Raw genomic sequence first — 20,159 nt, 5'->3', positions numbered from 1 at the left:
CCGGGAGGACGCCGCGGCCCCAGGCGGACACCGTGACGACGTGCGGCTCAAAGCGCAACCTCCCTCACTCGACAGCCTGTGCGTCACCCAGCCTCACCCAGGCCCCGCGCCGCCGCCAGAAGACCGACCGCCGTATGGCAGGGACCTGCGGTCCGCGATGCGTCGTTCGTCGGTGGGCGTGATACGTCACGTGAGACGGGCGGGCCATCGTGATCGGTGCCCGCCGCGGATCCGGCCGGCATGGTCCGCACCTGGGCTCGGTCATGACCCGCACCGTTGTGGCCCTGGGTGGTGGGGCGGCGTTCAAGGACATCGTGAGGACCATGAAGCAGTGGCGGGTCAGGGCCCTGCCCGTGCTCGACGGGGAGGGCAGGGTGATCGGTGTCGTCTCCGAGGCCGACCTGTTGCGCAAGGAGGAGTTCCGCGACGACGACCTGAGCAGTTCGCTGTCGGACGCGCTCCGGCACCACTCCGACCGGGACAAGGCCGCCGCCGTGACCGCGGCGGAACTGATGACCACCCCGGCACTGACCGTCCACGTCGGTGACACGCTCGCCCGGGTGGCGCGCGACATGGCCCGCCACAAGGTCGAACGACTGCCCGTGGTCGACGACGCGGGTGCGCTCAAAGGCATCGTCAGCCGCTCCGGCCTGCTGAAAGTGTTCCTTCGCGATGACGAGGACATCGCCGAGGAGATACGGCGCGAGGTGATCGGCGGCAGGTTCCCGGTCTCCCCGGAGTCGGTGCGGGTGCAGGCACGCGACGGAGTGGTCGCCCTCACCGGTCATGTCCCGGACACCACTCCTGTACCGCTCGCGGTGCGTCCGGCCCGGTCCATGGAAGGTGTTGTGGACGTGCACTGGACGGTGGCGGGACCGCGCCGCCCCGCACTCGACCCGGACTTCCTGGAAGAGGACGAGGAGTCACTGCGTACGTGGTGAATGCGCGCAGGGCACCGGGGTGGGAGCAGAGCTCACGACCTGAGACGGAATTCCACGTCCACGACCCCCTCGACCGCACGCACTGCGCGAGCCGCGGCGGGCACCAACGAGGTGTCCCGGACGCGGCCGCCGAGGGTCACCACCCCGTCCGAGACCTCCACTCGTACGGGTTCGGGTGCGGCGGGGAACAGACGGGCGACGACCTCCCGGCGGACCTCGTCGGCGAGTTCCTCGTCCGTCCGCAGGAAGACCTTCAGCAGGTCGATCCGGCTGACGATGCCCTCGAGCAGTCCCTCGTCGTTGACGACGGGGAGCCGTTTCACCCTGTGCTGAGCCATGACGCGGGCGGCCTGGGCGACGGTGGCGCCGGCGTGGACGGTGACGACCGGAGAGCTCATCAGCTCACCGGCGGTCAGTGCTCCCGCCTTGGCCAGGTCGGTCAGGCGGCGCAACTGGGTGAACCGGTCGGGGTCGCTGTCGCGGAACTCCTCCTTGGGCAGCAGATCCGCTTCGGAGACGAGGCCCACGACACGGCCCTCGCCCTCCAGCACGGGCAGGGCGCTCACCTTCCACTGCTGGATGAGCCCGACGATCTCCTTGAACGGGGCGTCGCGGCCGATGGCCACGACGGTGTGCGTCATCACGTCACTCACGGTGTGCGGACTGGCGTTGACGGGCCTGTCCTCGGTCGTCCCGGTCATCGTGTGCTCCCATTTTGCGGTAGGGGGCGTACAGGTCCAGTAGCCGGACACGGGTCTCGTGCAGCCGGCGGGCGACCACGCGGCCGATCCACTCGGCGACCGCGCGGCCGGACTCGGCGTCCTCGGCACACAGCGCCCGCGCCGCCTCGGCGTCGAACTCCCAGGCCCTCACCGGGCTCGTGGTCTCGGCGCCCAGGTGCCACACGTAGGGCGGGAAGTGCCAGGACCAGCCGACCGGTTCGCCGTGGCCCAGGGTCTCGATCACGGCGGCGCGACGGCCGGGGACGTGCAGGTCGAGGGCGACTGTACCGGTCCGGACGATCCAGAACCGGTCGGCGCGGTGCCTCTCCTCGAACAGGCGGGTCCCCACGTCGAAGGAGACCTCGCGGGCGTACCGCATCAGTCGCTCGCGGTGTGCGACGGGGAGGCCGGCGGCCAGGGCAGTGGTGGAAGTCATCGCTCGTCTCCTTCCGCGCCCACCGCCGAGACCGGCCGGTGGACCGGACCGTACGGCGCCACGGGCTCCTCCTTCTCAGAGTGTGCCGGGCGGGCGCGGGACACCACGGGCCGCTCGGTCCCGCCCGAGGGCCCTTCGGTCCCACCGTCGCGCTCCCTCACGCCGATCGTGCGGGGGAGCCGGGGCCGTCGGGCTCGGAGGCGGGAACCGCGACCACCGGAACGGACGCGTGACGCAGGCACTCACGGCCCACCGGACCGACCTGCGGCGGGCCGCCCTGAACGTGCATCGAGCGCCCCACCGCCAGCATCAGCGCGCCCCGCGCCCGGTCGAGGAGCACGCGCACCGCATGCCCCTCGACGAGCTCTGCGCGTACGGCTCTGTCGCCCCACTGCCCGAAGGCCAGGCGGAGTGTCTCCGCGAGTCGGCGTGCGGCGGCCTCTCGTTCCTCGGCGGGTGTCCGGCGTTCCGCAGCCGGGGCATACGGCGCGATGTGGGGTGCCGTCGCCTCCCAGGCGTGCACGGCGACGACCTCCGCACTCAGGGCATGGGCCTGCGCGGCGGCCCAGCGCAGCGCCGCCGCGGACGCGTCGGACCCGTCCACGCCCACGACAATGCTTCGGCTGTTGGCGTGTCCCGTCATGGCATCCTCCTACCCGGCCTCGTGACGCACGGCCGTTCGGCTCAGAGCCGGCGCATCCAGTCGTCGGCCACACCGTGCAGGGCGGCCTGCTCGACCGGTCGCATGTGCGTGTCGTCGATCCGGTACGACAGCTGGTCGACGACGGCGACGACACCATCGACACGGCGTGTCGTGTTGACGGCGATGGTGATGTCGCTGCGCCGCTCCAGCCGGCCGGTGAGCGTGACCACGCCCTCCTCGACGCCGACCATGATGGCCTGCGGTGCCAACCACAGTGTGTTGCCGAGGACCTCCCGCTGCACCTCGTGCTTGATGGCGTCGTCGGTCCGCAGAAAGACCTGGAGCAGGTCGCGCCGGGTGACGATGCCGACCAGCCGGTCCTCCTCGTCCACCACCGGCAGCCGCTCGATGCCGTGCCCGGTCATCAGCCGCGCGGCCTCGGTGACGGTGGCGTCGGCCCGCACCGTCACGGCGGGTACCGACATCATGCCGCCAGCCGTCCGTGCCCGGCTCTTGGCCGTCTCCCGGCGGGCGCGGCGGCTCAGCTTGCGCAGCAGGTCGGTCCAGGTTCCGGAGGCCGTGCTGCCGGGTTCGGGTGTGCGGGCCTGGTGCAGCATCAGGTCCGTCTCGGAGATCACACCGATGATCTTCCGGTCCTCGTCGATCACCGGAAGGCCGCTGATGCGGCGGCTCTCGAGCCTGCGCACCACTTCCTTGAACGGCATGCCGTACTCGGCGGTGACCACGTCAGTGGTCATGACGGCGCCGATCCTGGTGGCCTTCATCCCTGTTCCTCCTTGAACGGTCCGGACCACGCCGGCGCGGCCGACGCGAACTCCCCACAGGGGGCTTCGACTTCAGGGTCCGGCGCACAGCGGACGTGGCCCAGGGGCTGAGCGGGCACCCGGCAGGGCCGACCGGCCCCGCCACGGCGCCCGCGCAACGTCCGCAGGACCGGCCGGTATTCGGCGTGGGCCGAACGTCCCCCGGAGTGGCCCGACGGCCCCTCCTCCCACTCCCGCGCGCATGGGACGGTGATGGCAGTGGAGCGGCAGCCGTGGCGAAGGGCGGCGGACACCATGAACGAACTGCCCGTGGTCGTGGGCGTCGACGGTTCGGAGCCCAGCCTCCTGGCGGTCGACTGGGCCGTGGACGAAGCGGCCCGGCACCGACTGCCGCTGCGGCTGGTGCACGCCTTCCTCTGGGAACGCTACGAGGACGCCCACCCGTCGGCAGCCCTGCTGCGCCCCTCCGCCCGGGTGATGGCGTCGCACACCGTCGCCGCCGCCGCGCAGCGTGCCCACCGACGCAACCCGCGGGCCGACGTGACCACGGCGGTGCTCCCGGACGACGCGGTCCACACCCTGCTGCGCGAGGCCGTCCACGCCTCGCTCCTGGTGACCGGTTCGCGCGGCCGCGGCGAGCTGAAGGGGCTGCTTCTCGGCTCGGTGGGCCTCGCAGTGGCCGCACGGGCACCCTGCCCGGTGGTCGTCGTCCGGGGCGGCACGGCAGGCCGGGCCGGCACCCATGAGCGGATCCTGCTCGGCGCGGGGAACCCCGGCAGCAGCGGCGAGGCGGTGCGGTTCGCCGTCCGTGAGGCCGGGGCCCGCGACTGCGTCCTGGACGTCGTACGTGCCTGGCGCTGCCCGGCGTACGAGGCCGTCGACCACCCTGCACCAGCGGGGAAGCTCTCGTGCCACCACGAGGACGAGGCCTTTGCACTGCTCGACGACCTGCTCACCGGAGCCCTCGCCACCCACCCGGGCGTCCGGGTACGCCGCGCGACCGTCGAAGGGCCTGCTCCCAAGGTTCTCGTGCTCCGGTCGGCAGCCGCCGACCTCGTCATCGTCGGAGCACACCGCCGCCGGAGCCACGTCGGCCTCCAACTCGGCCGGACGAGCCACACGCTGCTGCACCACGCCACCTGCCCAGTGGCGATCGTGCCGTGCCGGCATGAGGTCTGATGGCTCCCAGGAAGGATTCGGCGGCCCCTCCCCACGACGTCGGCGAACCGTGCGACGACGTGCTGGAATCTGCGTTGCGCGCCGCTGCGCCGCTCACGCGGGGCGCCGCGGACGCCGAGGAGCGGGCCTGGAGCCGACAGACAGCGGAACAGGAGTTCCGGGCCCTTCCGGAGCCCTGGCACAGGAAGTTCCCGGCCGCGTTCATCAGGGAGAACCCGCATGAGGGCCGCCCTGCGCATCCTTCTCCCCCGTGCGGAGGGCGGGGTGGGACCGCTGGTGGTGGGCTGCCGCGGACGGTGTGCCGCGATCGGCTCGCACACCTGACCGGTCGCCCATGCCCTGAACCATCACGTCAGCCGCCTGGTGGTGATCGTGCCGCACGGCTTACGGGGCAAGGACCGAATCCTCGAGGACCGCATGCTCGAGAAAGGACGTACCTCCATGTCCGTCGTCAGCGCACCGCCCGGCCATTCCTCCGTCTATCTGGCGCGGGCAGCCGTCACCGCGCCCTCCGTCCACAACTCCCAGCCCTGGTTCTTCGTCGCGGACGGGGACAGGGGCATCGAGGTGCATGCGGACACCGGCCGCCGCCTGCCGCTCACCGATCCGCAGGGCCGGGAGATGCTCATCAGCTGTGGAGCGGCCCTGTTCAACGTCCGCCTCGCCATGCGGCACCTCGGCTTCAAACCGGTCGTCCACACCTTCCCCGACCCGCGGGACCCCGCCTGTCTCGCCCTGGTCGAGTGGGGTGCGTACGTGCCGCCGACCCTCGACGACCAGCGGCTGTACGGTGCCCTTCGGCTACGGCACACCGTGCGCGGCCCGTTCCTGACCGATCCGCTTCCGGAAGGACTGGCCGACGCCTTGCGCGAGCAGGCGCACGCCGAGGGCGCCGATCTCCACATCATCGGCGACGCCGCGGGCCGCAGGCGTCTGGCGGAGCTGGTCCGGGCGGGGGAGTACGCCCACAGGAAGCAGCCGAGCCATGTCGCAGAGCAGGCGGCCTGGACCTGGCGGCTCGCCCGACCGCGCACCGACGGTGTTCCGACCGACGTGAGCGTCCTGCACCCGGACTGCCTCCCCTTCGCCGGGCGGGACTATGCGGGACTCGTCCCCGTGCTCCCCACGCCGCCCCGGCGCCGGCACACACGGACCGGGCTGGTCGCGATCCTCGGCACCGACCGGGACGACCGTCCGGCCTGGCTGCGGGCGGGGCAAGCGCTGGAACGGATCCTGCTGTACGCCGCCGTCGACGACGTCATGGCGGCGTTCCACACCCAGCCCCCTGGAACTCCCACACCTGCGTACCAGCATCCGGCAGACCCTCAGCGCAGGCGAGTTTCCGCAGATGATCCTCCGCCTCGGCTACGCCCCCCCGTGTGCGGCCCTTGCCCAGGCGCCCCCTGGCGGAGGTCCTGAGCTGAACACCGCGCCCGCGTACCACGCGGGTGGCAGGGCCGGATGGTGCGCCGCGCGCTGCCGTCCGGCGCCCGGGCCGCGGCTGAGGGGTACGCGAGTCCGGTCCGCGGAACAGACAGCCGTGAGAGGCAGTCACAGGAAGAGGGACAGGACCGCCGGGCCACTCCTCATCGAGTCGGATGCGCGTTCCTGGAGTCCGGTGGGAGCAGGGAGTTCGCAGTCGGATCCGGAGGCAGTGGAGATCGGCATGGGCGGTCCCGTCCGGATGCAGGTGGGCGCGCCGAGCCGAGATGTGCCGCCGGGGGCCGGCCGTACCGTGGTGCGAGAGGCCCAGTGCCCTGTCACCGTCGTCCGTAAGGGAGAGGCGTGACCATGACGAAGCCGGTGACGACCGGAGCGGCGCGGACGGAGCCCGGCGCGCAGCCGCCCGTGACGGGAGTGGACGCCTGCGGGTTGCCCCCGGAACGTGTTGCCGCTCTTCTGGGTGTGGACCTGGGCACCGGGCTGTCCGCGGCCGAGGCCGCCGGGCGGACCGCGGTGCACGGGCCGAACCGTATGGCGGAACCGGCCCGGCGGCCGGAGTGGCTGAAGTTCCTGGACCAGTTCCGCAACTGGCTCATCGGCATTCTGCTGCTGGCCGCCGTGGTGGCGGCAGCCCTCGGTGATGTCAAGGACGCGGTGGTGATCACCGTCGTCCTGCAGATCAACGCGGTCCTCGGCTATGTCCAGGAGCGGCGTGCCGAACGCAGCCTGGAGGCGCTGCGGCGGATGCTCGTACCGACCGCGCGGGTCCGCCGCGACGGTGTGGAGCAGGTGGTCGGGGCGGACCTGCTGGTGCCGGGGGACGTCGTGCTGCTGGAGGCCGGTGATCGCGTACCGGCCGACGGACGGCTGAACGTGGCGGAGTCGGTGGAGGTGGCGGAGGCGGCCCTGACCGGTGAGTCCCAGCCCGTCGTCAAGAGCACGGCCACGGTCGGCGCCGCCGGCTCCGAACGGGTGCCGCTGGCCGAGCGGACCAGCATGCTCTTCATGAACACCGCCCTGACCAGGGGCCGTGCCGAGATCATCGTGACGGCCACCGGCATGGACACGGAACTCGGCGCGATCGCGCACGCGCTGCGCACCGGAGCCGAGCCACCGAGCCCGCTGCAGATCCAGCTGGACAGTCTGGGCCGCAGGCTCGCGCTGCTCAGCGGCATCGCGGTCGTCGCGTACGCCCTCACCGGACTGCTGCGCGGCGAGGAGCTGTCCGACATCGCGTTGCGGGCGGTGGCCCTGGCGGTCGCCGCGATTCCCGAGGGACTGCCCGCCGTGCTCGCCCTGACGCTCGCGCTCGGCGTTCACCGCATGGCCCGGCGCGGCGCCATCGTCAAACGCCTGGCGGCCGTCGAGTCGCTGGGCTCCGCCACGGTCGTGTGCAGCGACAAGACCGGCACCCTGACCCTGAACGAGATGACCGCGCGGGCACTGTGGACCGGCGGACGGCTCCACGACGTCACCGGTGAGGGCTACGCGACGGACGGCACCATCCGCGTGGCCGGAGGCGGGGAAGACGCCCACGACCTGAGGCGGGAGCTGCTGCCGTTCGCGGTGTGCAACGACGCGCGTCTCACCGAAACCGGCTTCGTCGGCGACCCCACCGAGGCCGCGCTCGTGGTCCTGGCCGCCAAGGGCGGACTGGACGTGGACCGGCTGCGCGCGGAGCTGCCCCGCACCGGCGAGCTGCCTTTCGACGCGGCCACCAAGTACATGGCCACCTTCCACGCGGAACCGGGCGGTCGCACCCGGGTCCTCGTCAAAGGCGCGGTGGACGTACTGCTGGACCTGTGCTCCTCCGTGCTGACCGAGGACGGGGAGCGGCGCCTGGACGAGCGGCGCCGGGAAGAGGTTCTCGCCGCGACCGCGCGCCTCAGCGAGGCGGGCCTGCGGGTCCTGGGCGCGGCCGAGGCCCTGGTGGACGAGGCTCCGGACCCCGGCGCCCCGGACCCGCTGTCCGAACTGACCCTCCTGTCGGTCGCCGGGCTTGCGGACCCACCCCGCCCGCAGGCACGCGAGGCGATGGACCTGTGCCGCACGGCGGGCGTCGACGTGAAGATGATCACCGGTGATCATGCGGGTACTGCGGAGGCGATCGCGCGGGAACTGGGTATCCGGGGTGAGGTCGTCACCGGTGCCGGGCTGGACCGGATGTCCGAGCGGGACTTGGTGGCGCGGATCGACGGCATCGGTGTCTTCGCGCGTGTTGCGCCCGAGCACAAGGTCGCGATCGTGCGGGCTCTGTCGAGCCGGGGTCACGTCGTCGCGATGACCGGGGACGGCGTCAATGACGCGGCCGCGCTGCGGGCCGCCCACATCGGCGTGGCGATGGGCGTCACCGGTACGGACGTGGCCAAGGAAGCCGCCGACATGGTCCTGACCGACGACGACTTCTCCACCATCGTCCGCGCCGTCCGCGAAGGACGGGCGATCTACGGGAACATCGTCAAGTTCGTCCGCTTCCAGCTCGCCACCAACATCGGCGCCATCCTCACCCTGCTCGGCTCGGCCCTCGCCGGGCTGCCCGCACCGCTCACCGCCGCACAACTGCTCTGGGTCAACATCATCATGGACGGACCGCCTGCCATGGCCCTGGCCGTGGACCCGGCCCGCGACGACGTCATGCGCCACCCGCCGCGCGATCCCGGCGAACGCATCCTCGACGCGAGGCGGCTGCTCGCCATCGGCCGGGCCGGCGCGGTCATGGCCCTCGGCACCGTGGCTCTTCTGGCCGTCGCCCGTTCCCACGCCGACGCGCGGACCGCCGCGACCATGGCATTCACCACGTTCGTGCTCTTCCAGCTCTTCAACGCCCTGAACGCCCGCGCGGACGACGGGCCGTTGCTGAGCCGCTACCAGCTGCGCAACCGCACGCTGTGGCTGTGCCTGGCGGGTGTCCTGGCGATCCAGGTGGCCGCCGTCCATCTGCCGTGGGCACAGAACGTCTTCGGGACCGCGCCGTTGGACGTGGCACAGTGGGCTGCGTGCCTGGGCACGGCTTCCACCGTGTTGCTCGCCGAGCTGCTCTGGCGGGTCGCCGCCGGCGGGCGCGCCGGTGGGCGATGAGCAGGCCGAGGGCGGCTGCCACCTGGTCCACACGGTCGTGCTGATCGCCCTCGCCGCGACGGGTGGCGGCGCCACCTGGGGACTCGGCAAGGCATGGGCGCGACTGCCGTGCGTCAGCCGCAGCGCCGGCTCCTCTGACTCCCCGTACCGCCCGCCCTGGCCGCCGGCGGCTTGGACGTTCACAGCCGCAGTGTGAACCAGGTCGTCTTTCCGTCGTCGGTGGGGCGCACGCCCCAGCTGTCGGCCAGGATGCGGACGAGGTTGAGTCCGCGGCCGGACTCCTCGTCCTCCTCGGCCCGTCGGGGTTCCGGAAGGTGCGGACTGCTGTCACTCACCTCGACGGTGAGTTCGGTGGGCGTGCGGCACACGTGCAGTGTGACCGGGGCCTGGGCGTGCTGAACGGCGTTGGTCAGGAGCTCGGACAGGAGAAGTCGTGCGTCGTCGGCCTTTGCGTGGCAGTCCCAGGCAGCCAGGGCCTTGCTGAGGAATGTGCGGCCCTCGGGCACGGACTCGGGGCGGGTGGACAGGGTGGTCGTGACGGAGGCCAGCGGTGCGGCGGGTAGTTGGGCCAGCAGAAGAGTGACGTCGTCGTCGTGTCCCTCGGCGTCCGGGCGCAGGGCGGAGAGGATACGGTCGGCCACGATGTCCAGGCCGGGCGGTGCGGCGGTGAACAGCACGCCGCAGGTGGCCGCGAGTGCGGCGAGGCTGTCCTCGATGTCGCAGCCGGGGGTTTCGATCAGGCCGTCGGTGTAGAGCACCAGGGTGGCGCCCGGCGGCACCGCCGCCGACGACTGTTCGTACAGGACGTTGCCCACGCCGAGCGGCGCGTTCACGGGCGCCGACAGCGGCTGGGCTCCGTCACCGGGCACGGCGACCAGGACCGGGAGGTGGCCGGCGGAGCACATGGTCACCTTCGCCTCGTCGGCGGCGACGACGAGGTAGCAGCAGGTGACGAGCTGGTCGGGCACGTCCAGGTCGGCCACGCAGGTGTCCAGGGCCTGCATCAGCCGCCGGGGCTGCATACCCGTCTTGGCCAAAGCGTGGGCCGCCGAGCGCAATTGGCCCATGACGGCGGCGGCCTCCAGGCCGCGGCCCATCACGTCGCCGATCAGTACGCCGACCCGGCCGGCCCCGAGCGGTATCAGGTCGAACCAGTCGCCCCCCACGCCGGCTCCCTGGGTGGCGGGCCGGTAGCGGCTGGCGGTGACCAGGCCGGGTACGTCGGGCGGGGTTCCCATCAGGCTGCGCTGCAAGGTGAGGGCGACATGGCGCTGCTGCTCGTACAGGGCGGTCAGCTCCGCCTCGGCCCGTTTGCGGTCGCTGATGTCGCGGACGATGGCGCATGCGCCGATGACCGTGCCGTCCGGTGCTCGCCTCGGCCACATGGTGACGTCGACGTCCAGCAGCACGCCGGCCTTGGTGACGCGCAGCGTCTCGAAGTGCTCCACCTTCTCGCCGAGCCGCAGACGGCCCAGGAGCGTGGCGATCTCTTCGTGGTGATCGCTCGGGGCGAGGAGGGAGATGTGCCGGCCCATGACTTCGGCGGCGGTGTATCCGTACAGCCGCTGGGCGGCGGCGTTCCAGTAGGTGATGTACCCGTCGAGTGTCTTGGCGAGGATGGCGTCCTGGGAGGACTCCACCAGGGCGGCCAGCTCGCTGATGCGTTCTTCGGCGGCCTTGCGGTCGCTCACGTCACGGACGGCGGCCGAGATCAGCAGACCGTCGGCGGTCTCCAGAGGGCTGAGGCTGATCTCGACCGGGAACTCAGTGCCGTCCTGGCGCAGTCCGTGGAGGTCGAGACCGGCCCCCATCGGACGTACTTGGCGGTTCGCGGCGTACGCGTTGCGGTGCTGTGTGTGGTGGCCGCGCAGGCGGTGAGGGACGAGCAGTTCGACGGACTGGCCGAGGAGTTCCTCGCGCCGGTAGCCGAACAGTGCCTCGGTCTGGGCGTTGACGAGTTTGATGGCTCCGGTGTGGTCGACGATGACCATGGCGTCCGGTGCCGCCTCCAACAGCCCACGAAATTGCTCCTCGGCGGCTCCCGGTTCGCCGACCCGCCCGGGGGCCGTACGTGTGCCTGATTCGAGGGCCGCAACGGAGTGTGTGTCCGCTGCGCCGGTGTCGTGGTTCATGTCCGTCCCAGCCGCCCCGCTGCCAGTGGTTTCCGGCCATTCCAGCGCACCCCGCCACAGCATGCATCCGTTTGTCCCCAACTGTCGTTAAAGGGGTGCACCCGTTCCTGGGATGAGCGGTTGGTGGCGTTGTCGGCGGCGAAGGTGGAGGCGGCTGCGCGAAATCCGCAGGTGCCGCGAGCGCTGTCGGGGCCGACGCCGCCCTGCCGGACGGGTGTGCGAGCGGTTGAGTACCCTTCCCGAGGGCCGCGCCGGGTCGGCCCACCGCCTGCCCGCACGCCATCACAGTCGTACGACAACGAGGGCGATGTCGTCGCGGCCACCGCCGGACAGTCCGAGCTGGGTGAGGAGGGTGTCGGCCAGCTGCTCCGGGGCCAGGACGCTGTACCGGCCGAGAGTGCCGGTCAGCCGAGCGATACCGGTGTCGATGTCCTCGCCCCGGCGTTCGATGAGACCGTCGGTGTAGAGAACGAGGGTGTCGCCCGGACGGTAGGTGGCGCTTGCCTGCGGCCGGGGGACATGCTGCATCCGGACGGCCAAGGGCGGGTCGGTGGCTTGGTCCAGCAGCTCACAGGTGCCGTCCGTCCGCAGGAGAACCGGGGGCGGGTGGCCGGCACTGCTGTAGATGATGAGACGGCTGGTGGGGTCCACCAGGGCCTTCGCGACGGTTGTGTTCAGCGCGCCCTCGACGGAGCGGGAATACAGACCCAGCACCTCCAGAGCCTGAGCGGGGCGTTCCAGCGCGCGAATCGCTGCGCTCAGGGCACTGCGGAGCATTCCCATGACGGCTGCGGCCTCCAGACCGTGACCGACGACGTCGCCCACCGCGACTGCGAAGCGGCCATCGGGCAGGTCGACCGCGTCGTACCAGTCCCCGCACACGTTCAGTGATCCCGTCGCGGGCAGGTACCGCACCGCGATGTTGTCGTGCCGGGCCAGGTCAGGGGCCTGGAGCATGGCCTCCTGAAGGGCCACGGCCACCTGGCGTTCGCGGGTGTGGGCCTGGCGGAGCTCCTCGTTGAGCAGTTGCAGTTCGCGCGCCCTGGCGTACAGCTCGGCCTCCAGTACCTCCCGCTCGGTGAGCCCTGACAAGAAAAGGCCGCCGTTCCCGCCGGCGCGGGACTGGACGAATGCGGTCACATCCTCCACCCGGTGGATGACCCATTTCACGTTCCCGTCCGTGCCGAGGATCGGGGTGTTGATAGGGGACCACCAGCGTTCCTCGAAAGACCCGGGCCGGCTCATGACCGGAATGTCGTACCTCTGCAGTGCCATGGTGTCCGGTTTCCGGGAAGTGAGTACTCGGTGCAGGGACGTGCTGAGATTGCGTACCCCGTCGGCATCGGGATCGGCGGGGTTGTCCGGGAAGGCATCGAAGACACGCTGCCCGGTCAAATCCTGTCTGGTCCGCTGAGTCGCCTCCAGATAGGCCTGGTTGACCTCGACGATCATCAGGTCGGGATTCAGCACCAGGCAGGGGCTCGGCGTGCCGGCGAACAACGCGACGTAGTCGATGCCCGGCACTGGCACGGTCACAGCCCCTCCTCCTTCTCCCGCGCGTGATTGCCGGTGAGATGGGGCTCGACGCCCACGACACCCTCCACGGCGCGGATGAGCCGGACGGCAACCGAGACGAGTGAGGTGTCGTGGACGTCTCCGCGGAGGGTGACGACTCCCTCGTGCACGTTCACGTGGATGGCGTGGCTGAGGGCCGGGAAGAGGTAGGACACCACCGTACGGCGCACTTCCTCCTCGATGTCCTCGTCCGGCCGCAGAAAGACCTTGAGGAGGTCGGCGCGGCTGACGATCCCCTGGAGCATGCCCAGATCGTCGACCACAGGCAGTCGTTTGACGTGGCGGACAGCCATGATCCTCGCGGCCTGCGCCAGGGTGGTATCGGAGTGGACCGTCACGGCGGGCGTACTCATGAGCTCCCCGGCCGTCACCGCACCGGCCTTGACGATGTCGGACAGTCGTCGGCGCTGCTCGACCGGGGCCGGATCACTGTCGCGGAACTCCTCCTTGGGGAGCAGATCGGCCTCGGAGACGACGCCGATGACGCGCCCCTCGCCATCGAGCACCGGCATGGCACTGACCTGCCAATGCTCCATGGTCCGGACGATCTCCTTGAAGGGTGCGTCGCGTCCGACGGCCACGACCGTCCGGGTCATCACATCGCTCACGATGTGCGGGGTCTCTGACACTGTTCACCTCCTGCTCCCGGCGAGTGCCGGACCGTGCGGCGCCCCGGCCCGTTGTCGGCACTCCGGCGCCGTCGGCCGAAACCCTGGTCGACCTGGGCCACGACGGTCCACGACGTCGACCACGTCTTCCCTTCCCCGCATGGAGCCCGGCGTTCGGGCACGAGTGCCGCCTCAAGCGTCCCACTCACGGTGAGGGCCCGTTCTCCGCCATCACACCGAGGGGGTGGGCGAGCAGAGGGAGAGCCCAGGGAGGAGGATCCGGGACTCGTTTTCCTCTTGCGGACCCCGGCGGTCGGTGTCGTGGCGGATGGGTGTTCTGAGCAGGCGGATGCGGCTGACCGGACCCGCGAGTCACCCGTGATCTGTGGAGGACCCGCAGGGACTGCACAGGTCTCGCCGTTCACGGCGGGCATCGAGTTCAGGCGCTCAAAGGAAAGGGTGCGGGCGGCGTCCGGCGAGGCCGTGTCGCCGACGACCGAGACAGCCGGGACGGTCATCGTGTTGCGCGCACGCGGAACTTCCGGTGCGAAGCTGAGGTCCGGCGGCCGGGCGGTGGCATGTGTTGCCGGATCTCGTGCGGTGGCCCGGTGTTCCGAGTAACTCACCGTAACCACCCGACAGGCACGGTCGGTTTCCCACGTGGCCAGTGTCGCACTGATCCCGGGCCCATGCCCTGTGCGTCGCAGCGGCCCGCACAGGGCAACGGCGCCGTCACGGGAGCGGATTTTCCGACCAGGGAAGACGTGAGAAGCCGTCGGCAGCCGAGCCGCCGCGATGGCCGATTAGGAGTCGCACGGGTGTCACTGCTTCCTCACAATGAGGCTGTAGCACGAGATGCCACTGTTGAGGTGACCACCGTTGGTTATCCGGACCGTCAACCGGAAGAGATGGCGACATCATGCAGCACCGCACGGTCGCAGAACTCATGAGCCGGAGCGTGGTATCGGGCGCGGCGTGACATGCCCTTCAAGGAGATCGTCGAGCTGCTGAGAGACAACGGCGTCACCGCCGTACCGGTGGTGGATGAGTTGGACCGGCCCATGGGTGTGGTGTCCGAGGCAGACTTGTTGCGCAAGTCGTCTTCTCAGCCCGACCCGTCCGGGCGGACGCCGATTCCGCACCTTGAGGCCTGGGAGCGGGCCAAGGCCGAGGGGACCCGTGCCGAGGAACTGATGTCGGCACCTGCCGTCTGCGCACGCCCCGAGTGGACCGTGGTCGAGGCAGCCCGTCTCATGGCGGTGCAGAACGTCAAGCGATTGCCCGTGGTCGATGAGACCGACCGGCTCCAGGGCATTGTCAGCCGGAGCGATCTCCTCCGGATCTTCCTGCGCCGCGACGACGCCATCCGGGACGAGATCAAGATGTTGATCCTCGTCCTCGAGAGACTGTGCCGGAGTGCGGACGGCGTCGTCTCGGTCTCCGAGCACATCGACTACCCGCACGGATGATCCCTGGCGCGCCAGCGCATCGGCGCATCGCCCACGCGGATCGCCACTGACGAACTACTCGTCGTCTCCCACACCGCCACCGAGCAGGAGATCCGCGCGGCCTTCCGGTAGCCGGGACTTGCCGGTCACGGCTCGATGTCGAGGATGTCCGGCACGGGGCGCCGCGGGGTGCCCGGACCTTCGGGGCCGTATCCGAGGCGCAGCACGATCTGTGCGTGTCCGGTCCCGGACACGGGGTCGCGGAGTGGCCAGCGCAGGTCGCTCCACTCCAGGGCCTGGCTGGCGAACGAGGTCGACAGGCCTTCGAGGGTCGCGAGCAGCAGGACACGTTCCATGGCCTGGCCGGCGCGCAGCCAGTCCTCCGGGAGATCGTGCGCGGTGCTGAGGACGGCCAGCTGAGGCGTTCGTTCGAACTCGGCGGCGGCGCGGCCGGCCACCGGCCTGTTCCCGGCGAAGTCCCGTATGGGAGCCTTGCCACCCAGTTTCCGCGGACCGAAGGCGTAGCCCGGCACTCCGTCGCGTTCGGTGTTCACGGACGAGTCGTCGATGCGGGTCCATTCCGCCAGGTCTTGGCTGCTGCCGGGGTCCGTGAGGTTGCGTGCTTCGGCTTCCTCCAGCAGTTCGAGCACTTCCTGCAGATGCCAGGGGGACGGGAAGGTGAGCGTTGCCTTCTCGCGGTCGGCTGCGTTGGACAGGGCCGCGCGAATCCGCTGGGGGATCTGCGTGTCGTCGAAGGGGTAGCGGCTGCTGTGCCGTCGGTGGATCGCTGGATACAACGCCGCGAGCCCGCTGTCGGCGGTGCCGAGGGCGATCGGCCGTACGGTGGCGAGCAGGCCGGGGTCGGCAGGGTCGGGCCGTAGCCGGGTCTCCGGGCGCCATCCCTCGTGGACCAGCGCGACGCGCAGATTCAGCAGGGCGGCGCCGCAGCCGAGGTGAAGGGCGCGCTGCTGCGGGTCGGCATGCGGCAGAACGCGGCCGAGATCCGCGCGCAACTGGAAGGTGTGGCTGCCGCGGAGGTAGCGGAACCGCCACGGTTGGGCGTTGTGCATGGACGGGGCGACGGCCGCGTCGCGCACGAGGTTCGTCACGTGTTCGTCGGACAGCGCTCGCTGGTTCACAGGAGGGCCTCCTGTTTCACTGTCCGGCCGGGGTGATGCGGCGTCCCGTGAGCTGTGCGGGCCGGATCCACACCCACATCTCGCGTTCGCCTCCGGCCCACGGAGTGGTGTGGGCGTGTTCGGCCAGGCGTCGTACGTCGTCGGGTTCGGTGACCGCCTGCGCGGGGCCGACGGCGAGAACGCTCCACCCCTGGCTCATGGCCTCGTCCAGATGGTCGACCTCGAAGGCGACCTCCGCTCCCACGGCGGCCGCGGGCACGGAACCGGGAGCCGTCCGGAAGGCGATCGCGTCGTCGACGACCTCGTAGTTGACCGGCACGACCGCGGGGCCCTCGGGTGTCGCGAGCGCGATGCGTCCGACACCGTGTGTGGAGAGCAGGGTCCGGCACTCCTCCGGTTCGAGGTCTTGGAGTTGAGGGTGCAGCAGCGCCATGCCCCGGCCGGGCGGCAGGTCGGCACCACCACCGCGCAGTGCCTGGACGCTCGTGTTCAGCGCTGAGGCCAGCCTGATGAGGGTGGCCAGGCTGGGATCGCCGGGGTGTTCTTCGAGGTAGGCGAGGTAGTCCGGTGCCATCCGGGCGCGGCGGGCCGTCTCCTCCCGGGTCAGGCCCTGCCGTTCGCGTTCGGTGGCGACCCGCCGGCCGATGTCGCCGGGGCCGGGCGGATTGCCGGGCGAGGGCGCGTCGGCATCGGTTTCGGGTTCATGTCCGAGGTGCTTGACGTGGGCGTCGGGGCCGGGAAAGACGAGCGTCACGTCGAGCGTGTCCGACCAGCGCACGTCGTAGGGGGGTGTGCCGTCCTCGTGGTGCAGCCCGACGATCTCGCCGTCGCGCCTGGTGCCGCCGGTCGCCGGACTCTCGATGACGAGTTGATCGCCCAGGTGAGCTCGCATGATCGCCGCCCTTTCCTCACATACCGATGTGCGACTCCCCCCTGACATGACCCTCGAAAGACGCCGGGTGGCGGAAGAGGCGGACACCGACCCGGGACCGCCGTACGGCGCGTCGGCCGGTCCCGCCTCCCCTCAGCCGGTGATCTCGATGCGGTGCGGCTTGGCCTTCTCGGCCTTGGGGACGCGCACGGTGAGGACTCCGTTGGCCAACTCCGCGGTGATGCTCTCGGTGTCGACGTTCGGAGGCAGACTCGTGCGGTAGTCGAACTGCCCGACGTGCCGGGCCTGCCTGCGGAGCACGCCCGTGCGCTCCTTCTCCTTGATCTCGCCGTGGACGTCGAGCTCGCCGTCGCCGACCTCCACCGTGATCTGTTCCCTGTCGACGCCGGGAACCTCGAGCTCCATCAGGTAGGCGTCCTCGGTGTCCTCGACATCGACCAACGGTGCCCACGTCCCCACCTCGGCCTGAGGAAAACCGCTGCCGGGGAAGGGGAAAGTGGAGTGCATGAGCTGGTCCATCCGGGTGCGCAGCTCCTCGAGCTCCCGGAACGGGGCCCATCCGGAGACCGAACCCCTGCCACGGTGTACGGGAAGTGTCATCGGTCCATCCTCCTTGGTCTTTGATCCACAGAACTTCCGGTTGCGGAGAGCCTCCGCCGCTGACCGGACCGGGCGCCCGGGCGGGCCCCGGATCTGAAAGGTTTCCTCGCCGAGGCGCGGAACGTGGTCACATCGGCCACCCGACGGCCGGACGGGGGTCCGGCCGTCGGGTGGCCGTGCCCCGGACGTCGCGTTCGGCGATGTCCAGCAGTTGCCGGCCCAGATCCTGTACGGCCCTGCCCGCGGCCAGTTCGTCGCCGATCTCCGGTACATCCGCGTCGGCAGGGTTCCGGCGTGCGGTGCCGTGGCCGGTGAGCACCGTGGTCCCGGTGTCGATCACCGCTCGGGCCTTTGTGGTCCTCTCCTCCTCGAAGAGGTAGACGCGGGCCTTCCATTCCAGGGTGTGCGACATCGCTGTCCTCCTCAGCTCGAAACGGATCCGTAGGACCCCGCACCGGGGCGTCCGGACACGGCCTGCCGCGCGGCTGACGCCCCCACCTGTTCCGTGATACGGCGCCGGACCCGTTCGGTGAGCGCACCGAGCCGCTCGGAGGTCGTCGCACGAGGTGGGACAGGGGCACGGACCCGCCGGGCGGCCGACGGCAGTGCGGCCAGGTCGGCGGAGAACCTCTCCCGGCACTCGCCGAGTGTCGGCCTGCCGCCGGTGCGCCGCCCGTTCCGCATGACCGTTTCCAGCAGCGGTTCGCTGTTACGCGGTGGCCGCTCGTCGGCGAGACCGATCGTGTCGGCACCACCGGGCCGACGAAACACCTGCTTCCGCCCGGGCGCCGTCACCTTCGCCGACGAGAGTTTCATGACCGGTCGCCCTTCGTACTCCACCATTTTGTACGCGGAGTCCAGATACGGCGCGTCGGCCGACACTCCGACGCGTGTACCGACCGCGTAGACGTCGACCGGTGCTCTGGAGCGGACCAGGTCGTCCACGGCGTACTCGTCGAGCCCGCCGCTGACGGTGATCCGCACGTCGGTCAGGCCCGCTTCGTCGAGCAGGTGCCGGGTCCGCACCGCCAGGGCTCCCAGATCGCCGCTGTCCAGGCGTACGGCGCAACCCGGTCCGCGGTCCAGGTCCCGCAGCACACGTGCCGCGACGCGGACGCCCTCCTCGGTGTCGTAGGTGTCCACCAGGAAGGTCACGGGGCCGGGGTGGGTCCGGGCGAACGCGCGGAACGCCTCCTCCTCGTCCTCGAACGCCTCCACGTACGAATGGGCCATCGTGCCGACGGCGGGCAGGTCCATGGACGTGGCAGCGGCCACGTTGCTGGTCCCCGCGAAACCGGTCATCGCGCCGAGCCGGGCGGCCTGGAACCCGGCCTGCGGGCCGTGGGTCCGCCGCAGGGAGAAGTCCACGACCGGGTGTCCGGCCGCCGCGAGCACACAGCGTGCGGCCTTCGAGGCGATCATCGTCTGATGACTCACCTGGTTGAGCACATACGTCTCGGCCAGCTGCGCCTGCGGAAGCGGAGCGGTCACCTCCAGCAGGGGCTCGCCCGCGAGGACGATCCGTCCCTCCGGAACCGCCCGCACGCTGCCGGTGAACCGCAGTCCGAGCAGGGACTCCAGATCCCGTGGTGGCCGGTGGAGAGCGGCGGCGAAGGCACCGACGTCCTCCGGACCGACACGCAGGCCGGACAGGTGGTCCAGGGCCGACTCCAGCCCCGCCGCGACCAGGAAGCCCCGCTCCGCCGGCAGATCGCGGACGAAAAGGCTGAACGTCGCCGGACCGGTCATCCCCTCCCGCAGATAGGACATGGCCATCGTCACTTCGTACAGATCGGTGGTCGTCGCCTCGGACATCGGCGCCACCTCCTCCCTTCCGTTCCGCCCGCCGGGCGTCACCGGCGGAACCGGCCGGCCCACCCGGGCTCCACCAGATCCCACTCGGTGTCCCACTGCGCGTACCTCCTGCGGTCCAGCACCAGGCGAACGCCTGCTCGGGTCAGGAAGACTCCGGCCGTCCCACTGATGACCGTGATGCCTCCGGCGAACCAGCCGTTCGCCAGGGCCTGACGCTTCGTCAGCGGTGGACCGGTGACGGTCCCGTCGCGGTCCACCCAGATGCGCACCGTGGCGCCCTCGGTCATGCCCGGTTTCAGGAGGGCGGTGGCCGTCCGCACCGCGCCGCTGCTGTCCGTCCAGCGGACCTGTGCCTGTTCCTTCACCGCCTGGCCGACGTTCTCGGTGACCGACATCACCCGGGCACTGACCTGCTGCCGCTCCGCCGACTGGGTCCGCACCGTCCGTATCGACGACTCGTACGTCGTCCTGCCGACGACGAGTCCTGCCACCGGCAATCCGACGACCAGGACGGCCATCAGCACGCGATGCAGCCAGAACTCGACCCGGTCCGACGTACGGACCAGGGGGTTGTGCCCCTTGGACGTCTCGTCCCCGCGGGGTGGCAGCGGACCGGACGCGTACGGTGAACTTCGGGTATTCATCGTCGGGCCTCCAGCACATCGCGCTGGTCGCTTCCCCTACCACCGTCGAACAGCGGCGGGCTCCGGTCACTGGGCCGAA

General features: G+C 70.9%; 18 protein-coding genes and 1 pseudogene. 6 read left to right on the top strand and 13 right to left on the bottom strand.

Going from position 1 to position 20,159, the window contains the following annotated elements; translation table 11 throughout:
- Positions 1-263 precede the first annotated feature (263 nt).
- Entirely contained in the window at positions 264-941 is a 678-nt protein-coding gene (locus ACZ62B_RS25205) for a CBS domain-containing protein (RefSeq protein WP_469692168.1), read from the top strand.
- 32 nt (positions 942-973) lie between these two features.
- Here the strand turns inward: ACZ62B_RS25205 and ACZ62B_RS25200 are convergent, their stop codons facing one another.
- The 4 genes from ACZ62B_RS25200 to ACZ62B_RS25185 all read right to left on the bottom strand — a co-directional run bounded on the left by ACZ62B_RS25200 (position 974) and on the right by ACZ62B_RS25185 (position 3,527).
- Positions 974-1,642, bottom strand: a complete 669-nt coding sequence (locus tag ACZ62B_RS25200) for a CBS domain-containing protein (RefSeq protein ID WP_344560258.1) — start codon at positions 1,640-1,642, stop codon at positions 974-976.
- On the bottom strand, positions 1,587-2,099 hold the full coding sequence (locus tag ACZ62B_RS25195) for a Crp/Fnr family transcriptional regulator (protein ID WP_344560259.1): 513 nt from the start codon (positions 2,097-2,099) through the stop codon (positions 1,587-1,589). The genes ACZ62B_RS25200 and ACZ62B_RS25195 overlap by 56 nt, the downstream gene beginning before the upstream one ends.
- A gap of 157 nt (positions 2,100-2,256) precedes the next feature.
- Positions 2,257-2,742 (bottom strand): universal stress protein, encoded by a 486-nt coding sequence (locus ACZ62B_RS25190; RefSeq protein ID WP_469692166.1) that lies wholly within the window; start codon positions 2,740-2,742, stop codon positions 2,257-2,259.
- A 41-nt stretch (positions 2,743-2,783) separates the two neighbouring features.
- A complete protein-coding gene (locus ACZ62B_RS25185) occupies positions 2,784-3,527 on the bottom strand; it encodes a CBS domain-containing protein (protein ID WP_469692164.1) in 744 nt (247 codons plus the stop codon).
- A 294-nt stretch (positions 3,528-3,821) separates the two neighbouring features.
- Here ACZ62B_RS25185 and ACZ62B_RS25180 point away from each other — a divergent pair, with 294 nt between their 5' ends.
- The 4 genes from ACZ62B_RS25180 (at position 3,822) to ACZ62B_RS25165 (ending at position 9,423) form a co-directional block, all read left to right on the top strand.
- On the top strand, positions 3,822-4,706 hold the full coding sequence (locus tag ACZ62B_RS25180) for a universal stress protein (protein ID WP_469692162.1): 885 nt from the start codon (positions 3,822-3,824) through the stop codon (positions 4,704-4,706).
- 441 nt (positions 4,707-5,147) lie between these two features.
- Positions 5,148-6,125 (top strand): Acg family FMN-binding oxidoreductase, encoded by a 978-nt coding sequence (locus ACZ62B_RS25175; RefSeq protein ID WP_469692161.1) that lies wholly within the window; start codon positions 5,148-5,150, stop codon positions 6,123-6,125.
- A 372-nt stretch (positions 6,126-6,497) separates the two neighbouring features.
- Entirely contained in the window at positions 6,498-9,227 is a 2,730-nt protein-coding gene (locus ACZ62B_RS25170) for a cation-translocating P-type ATPase (protein WP_469692160.1), read from the top strand.
- Positions 9,217-9,423, top strand: coding sequence for a hypothetical protein (locus ACZ62B_RS25165; protein ID WP_469692158.1), 207 nt, complete (start codon positions 9,217-9,219; stop codon positions 9,421-9,423). Before ACZ62B_RS25170 ends, ACZ62B_RS25165 begins: the two co-directional genes overlap by 11 nt.
- Here ACZ62B_RS25165 and ACZ62B_RS25160 read toward each other — a convergent pair.
- The 3 genes from ACZ62B_RS25160 to ACZ62B_RS25150 form a co-directional block, all read right to left on the bottom strand.
- Entirely contained in the window at positions 9,407-11,359 is a 1,953-nt protein-coding gene (locus ACZ62B_RS25160; RefSeq protein WP_344560265.1) for a PAS domain S-box protein, read from the bottom strand. The two genes, ACZ62B_RS25165 and ACZ62B_RS25160, sit on opposite strands and share 17 nt — an antisense overlap.
- A 282-nt stretch (positions 11,360-11,641) precedes the next feature.
- Positions 11,642-12,889 carry a SpoIIE family protein phosphatase gene (locus ACZ62B_RS25155; RefSeq protein ID WP_469692185.1) on the bottom strand — a complete coding sequence of 416 codons (1,248 nt, stop codon included), beginning with the start codon at positions 12,887-12,889 and terminating at the stop codon, positions 11,642-11,644.
- 2 nt (positions 12,890-12,891) lie between these two features.
- A complete protein-coding gene (locus tag ACZ62B_RS25150; RefSeq protein ID WP_344560266.1) occupies positions 12,892-13,563 on the bottom strand; it encodes a CBS domain-containing protein in 672 nt (223 codons plus the stop codon).
- Between the two features lie 898 nt (positions 13,564-14,461).
- On the opposite strand from ACZ62B_RS25150, the pseudogene ACZ62B_RS25145 reads away from it, so the two are divergent.
- Positions 14,462-15,011, top strand: a pseudogene (locus ACZ62B_RS25145) (CBS domain-containing protein).
- Between the two features lie 125 nt (positions 15,012-15,136).
- On the opposite strand, the gene ACZ62B_RS25140 reads toward ACZ62B_RS25145, so the two are convergent.
- The 6 genes from ACZ62B_RS25140 to ACZ62B_RS25115 form a co-directional block, all read right to left on the bottom strand.
- Entirely contained in the window at positions 15,137-16,129 is a 993-nt protein-coding gene (locus ACZ62B_RS25140) for an Acg family FMN-binding oxidoreductase (protein ID WP_468890313.1), read from the bottom strand.
- 16 nt (positions 16,130-16,145) lie between these two features.
- Positions 16,146-17,021, bottom strand: a complete 876-nt coding sequence (locus ACZ62B_RS25135) for a pyridoxamine 5'-phosphate oxidase family protein (protein WP_344560269.1) — start codon at positions 17,019-17,021, stop codon at positions 16,146-16,148.
- Positions 17,022-17,153: 132 nt separating this feature from the next.
- Positions 17,154-17,621, bottom strand: coding sequence for an Hsp20/alpha crystallin family protein (locus ACZ62B_RS25130; protein WP_344560270.1), 468 nt, complete (start codon positions 17,619-17,621; stop codon positions 17,154-17,156).
- Positions 17,622-17,748: 127 nt separating this feature from the next.
- Complete coding sequence (locus ACZ62B_RS25125) at positions 17,749-18,033, bottom strand: DUF1876 domain-containing protein (RefSeq protein WP_382053407.1); 285 nt, start codon at positions 18,031-18,033, stop codon at positions 17,749-17,751.
- A gap of 11 nt (positions 18,034-18,044) precedes the next feature.
- A complete protein-coding gene (locus ACZ62B_RS25120) occupies positions 18,045-19,436 on the bottom strand; it encodes a nicotinate phosphoribosyltransferase (RefSeq protein ID WP_344560272.1) in 1,392 nt (463 codons plus the stop codon).
- Positions 19,437-19,474: 38 nt separating this feature from the next.
- Positions 19,475-20,080 carry an Rv1733c family protein gene (locus ACZ62B_RS25115; protein ID WP_469692155.1) on the bottom strand — a complete coding sequence of 202 codons (606 nt, stop codon included), beginning with the start codon at positions 20,078-20,080 and terminating at the stop codon, positions 19,475-19,477.
- Between the last annotated feature and the right edge of the window lie 79 nt (positions 20,081-20,159).

Source organism: Streptomyces sp. NPDC053426, assembly GCF_055585405.1.
This window is presented reverse-complemented; position numbering and strand designations above follow the sequence as displayed.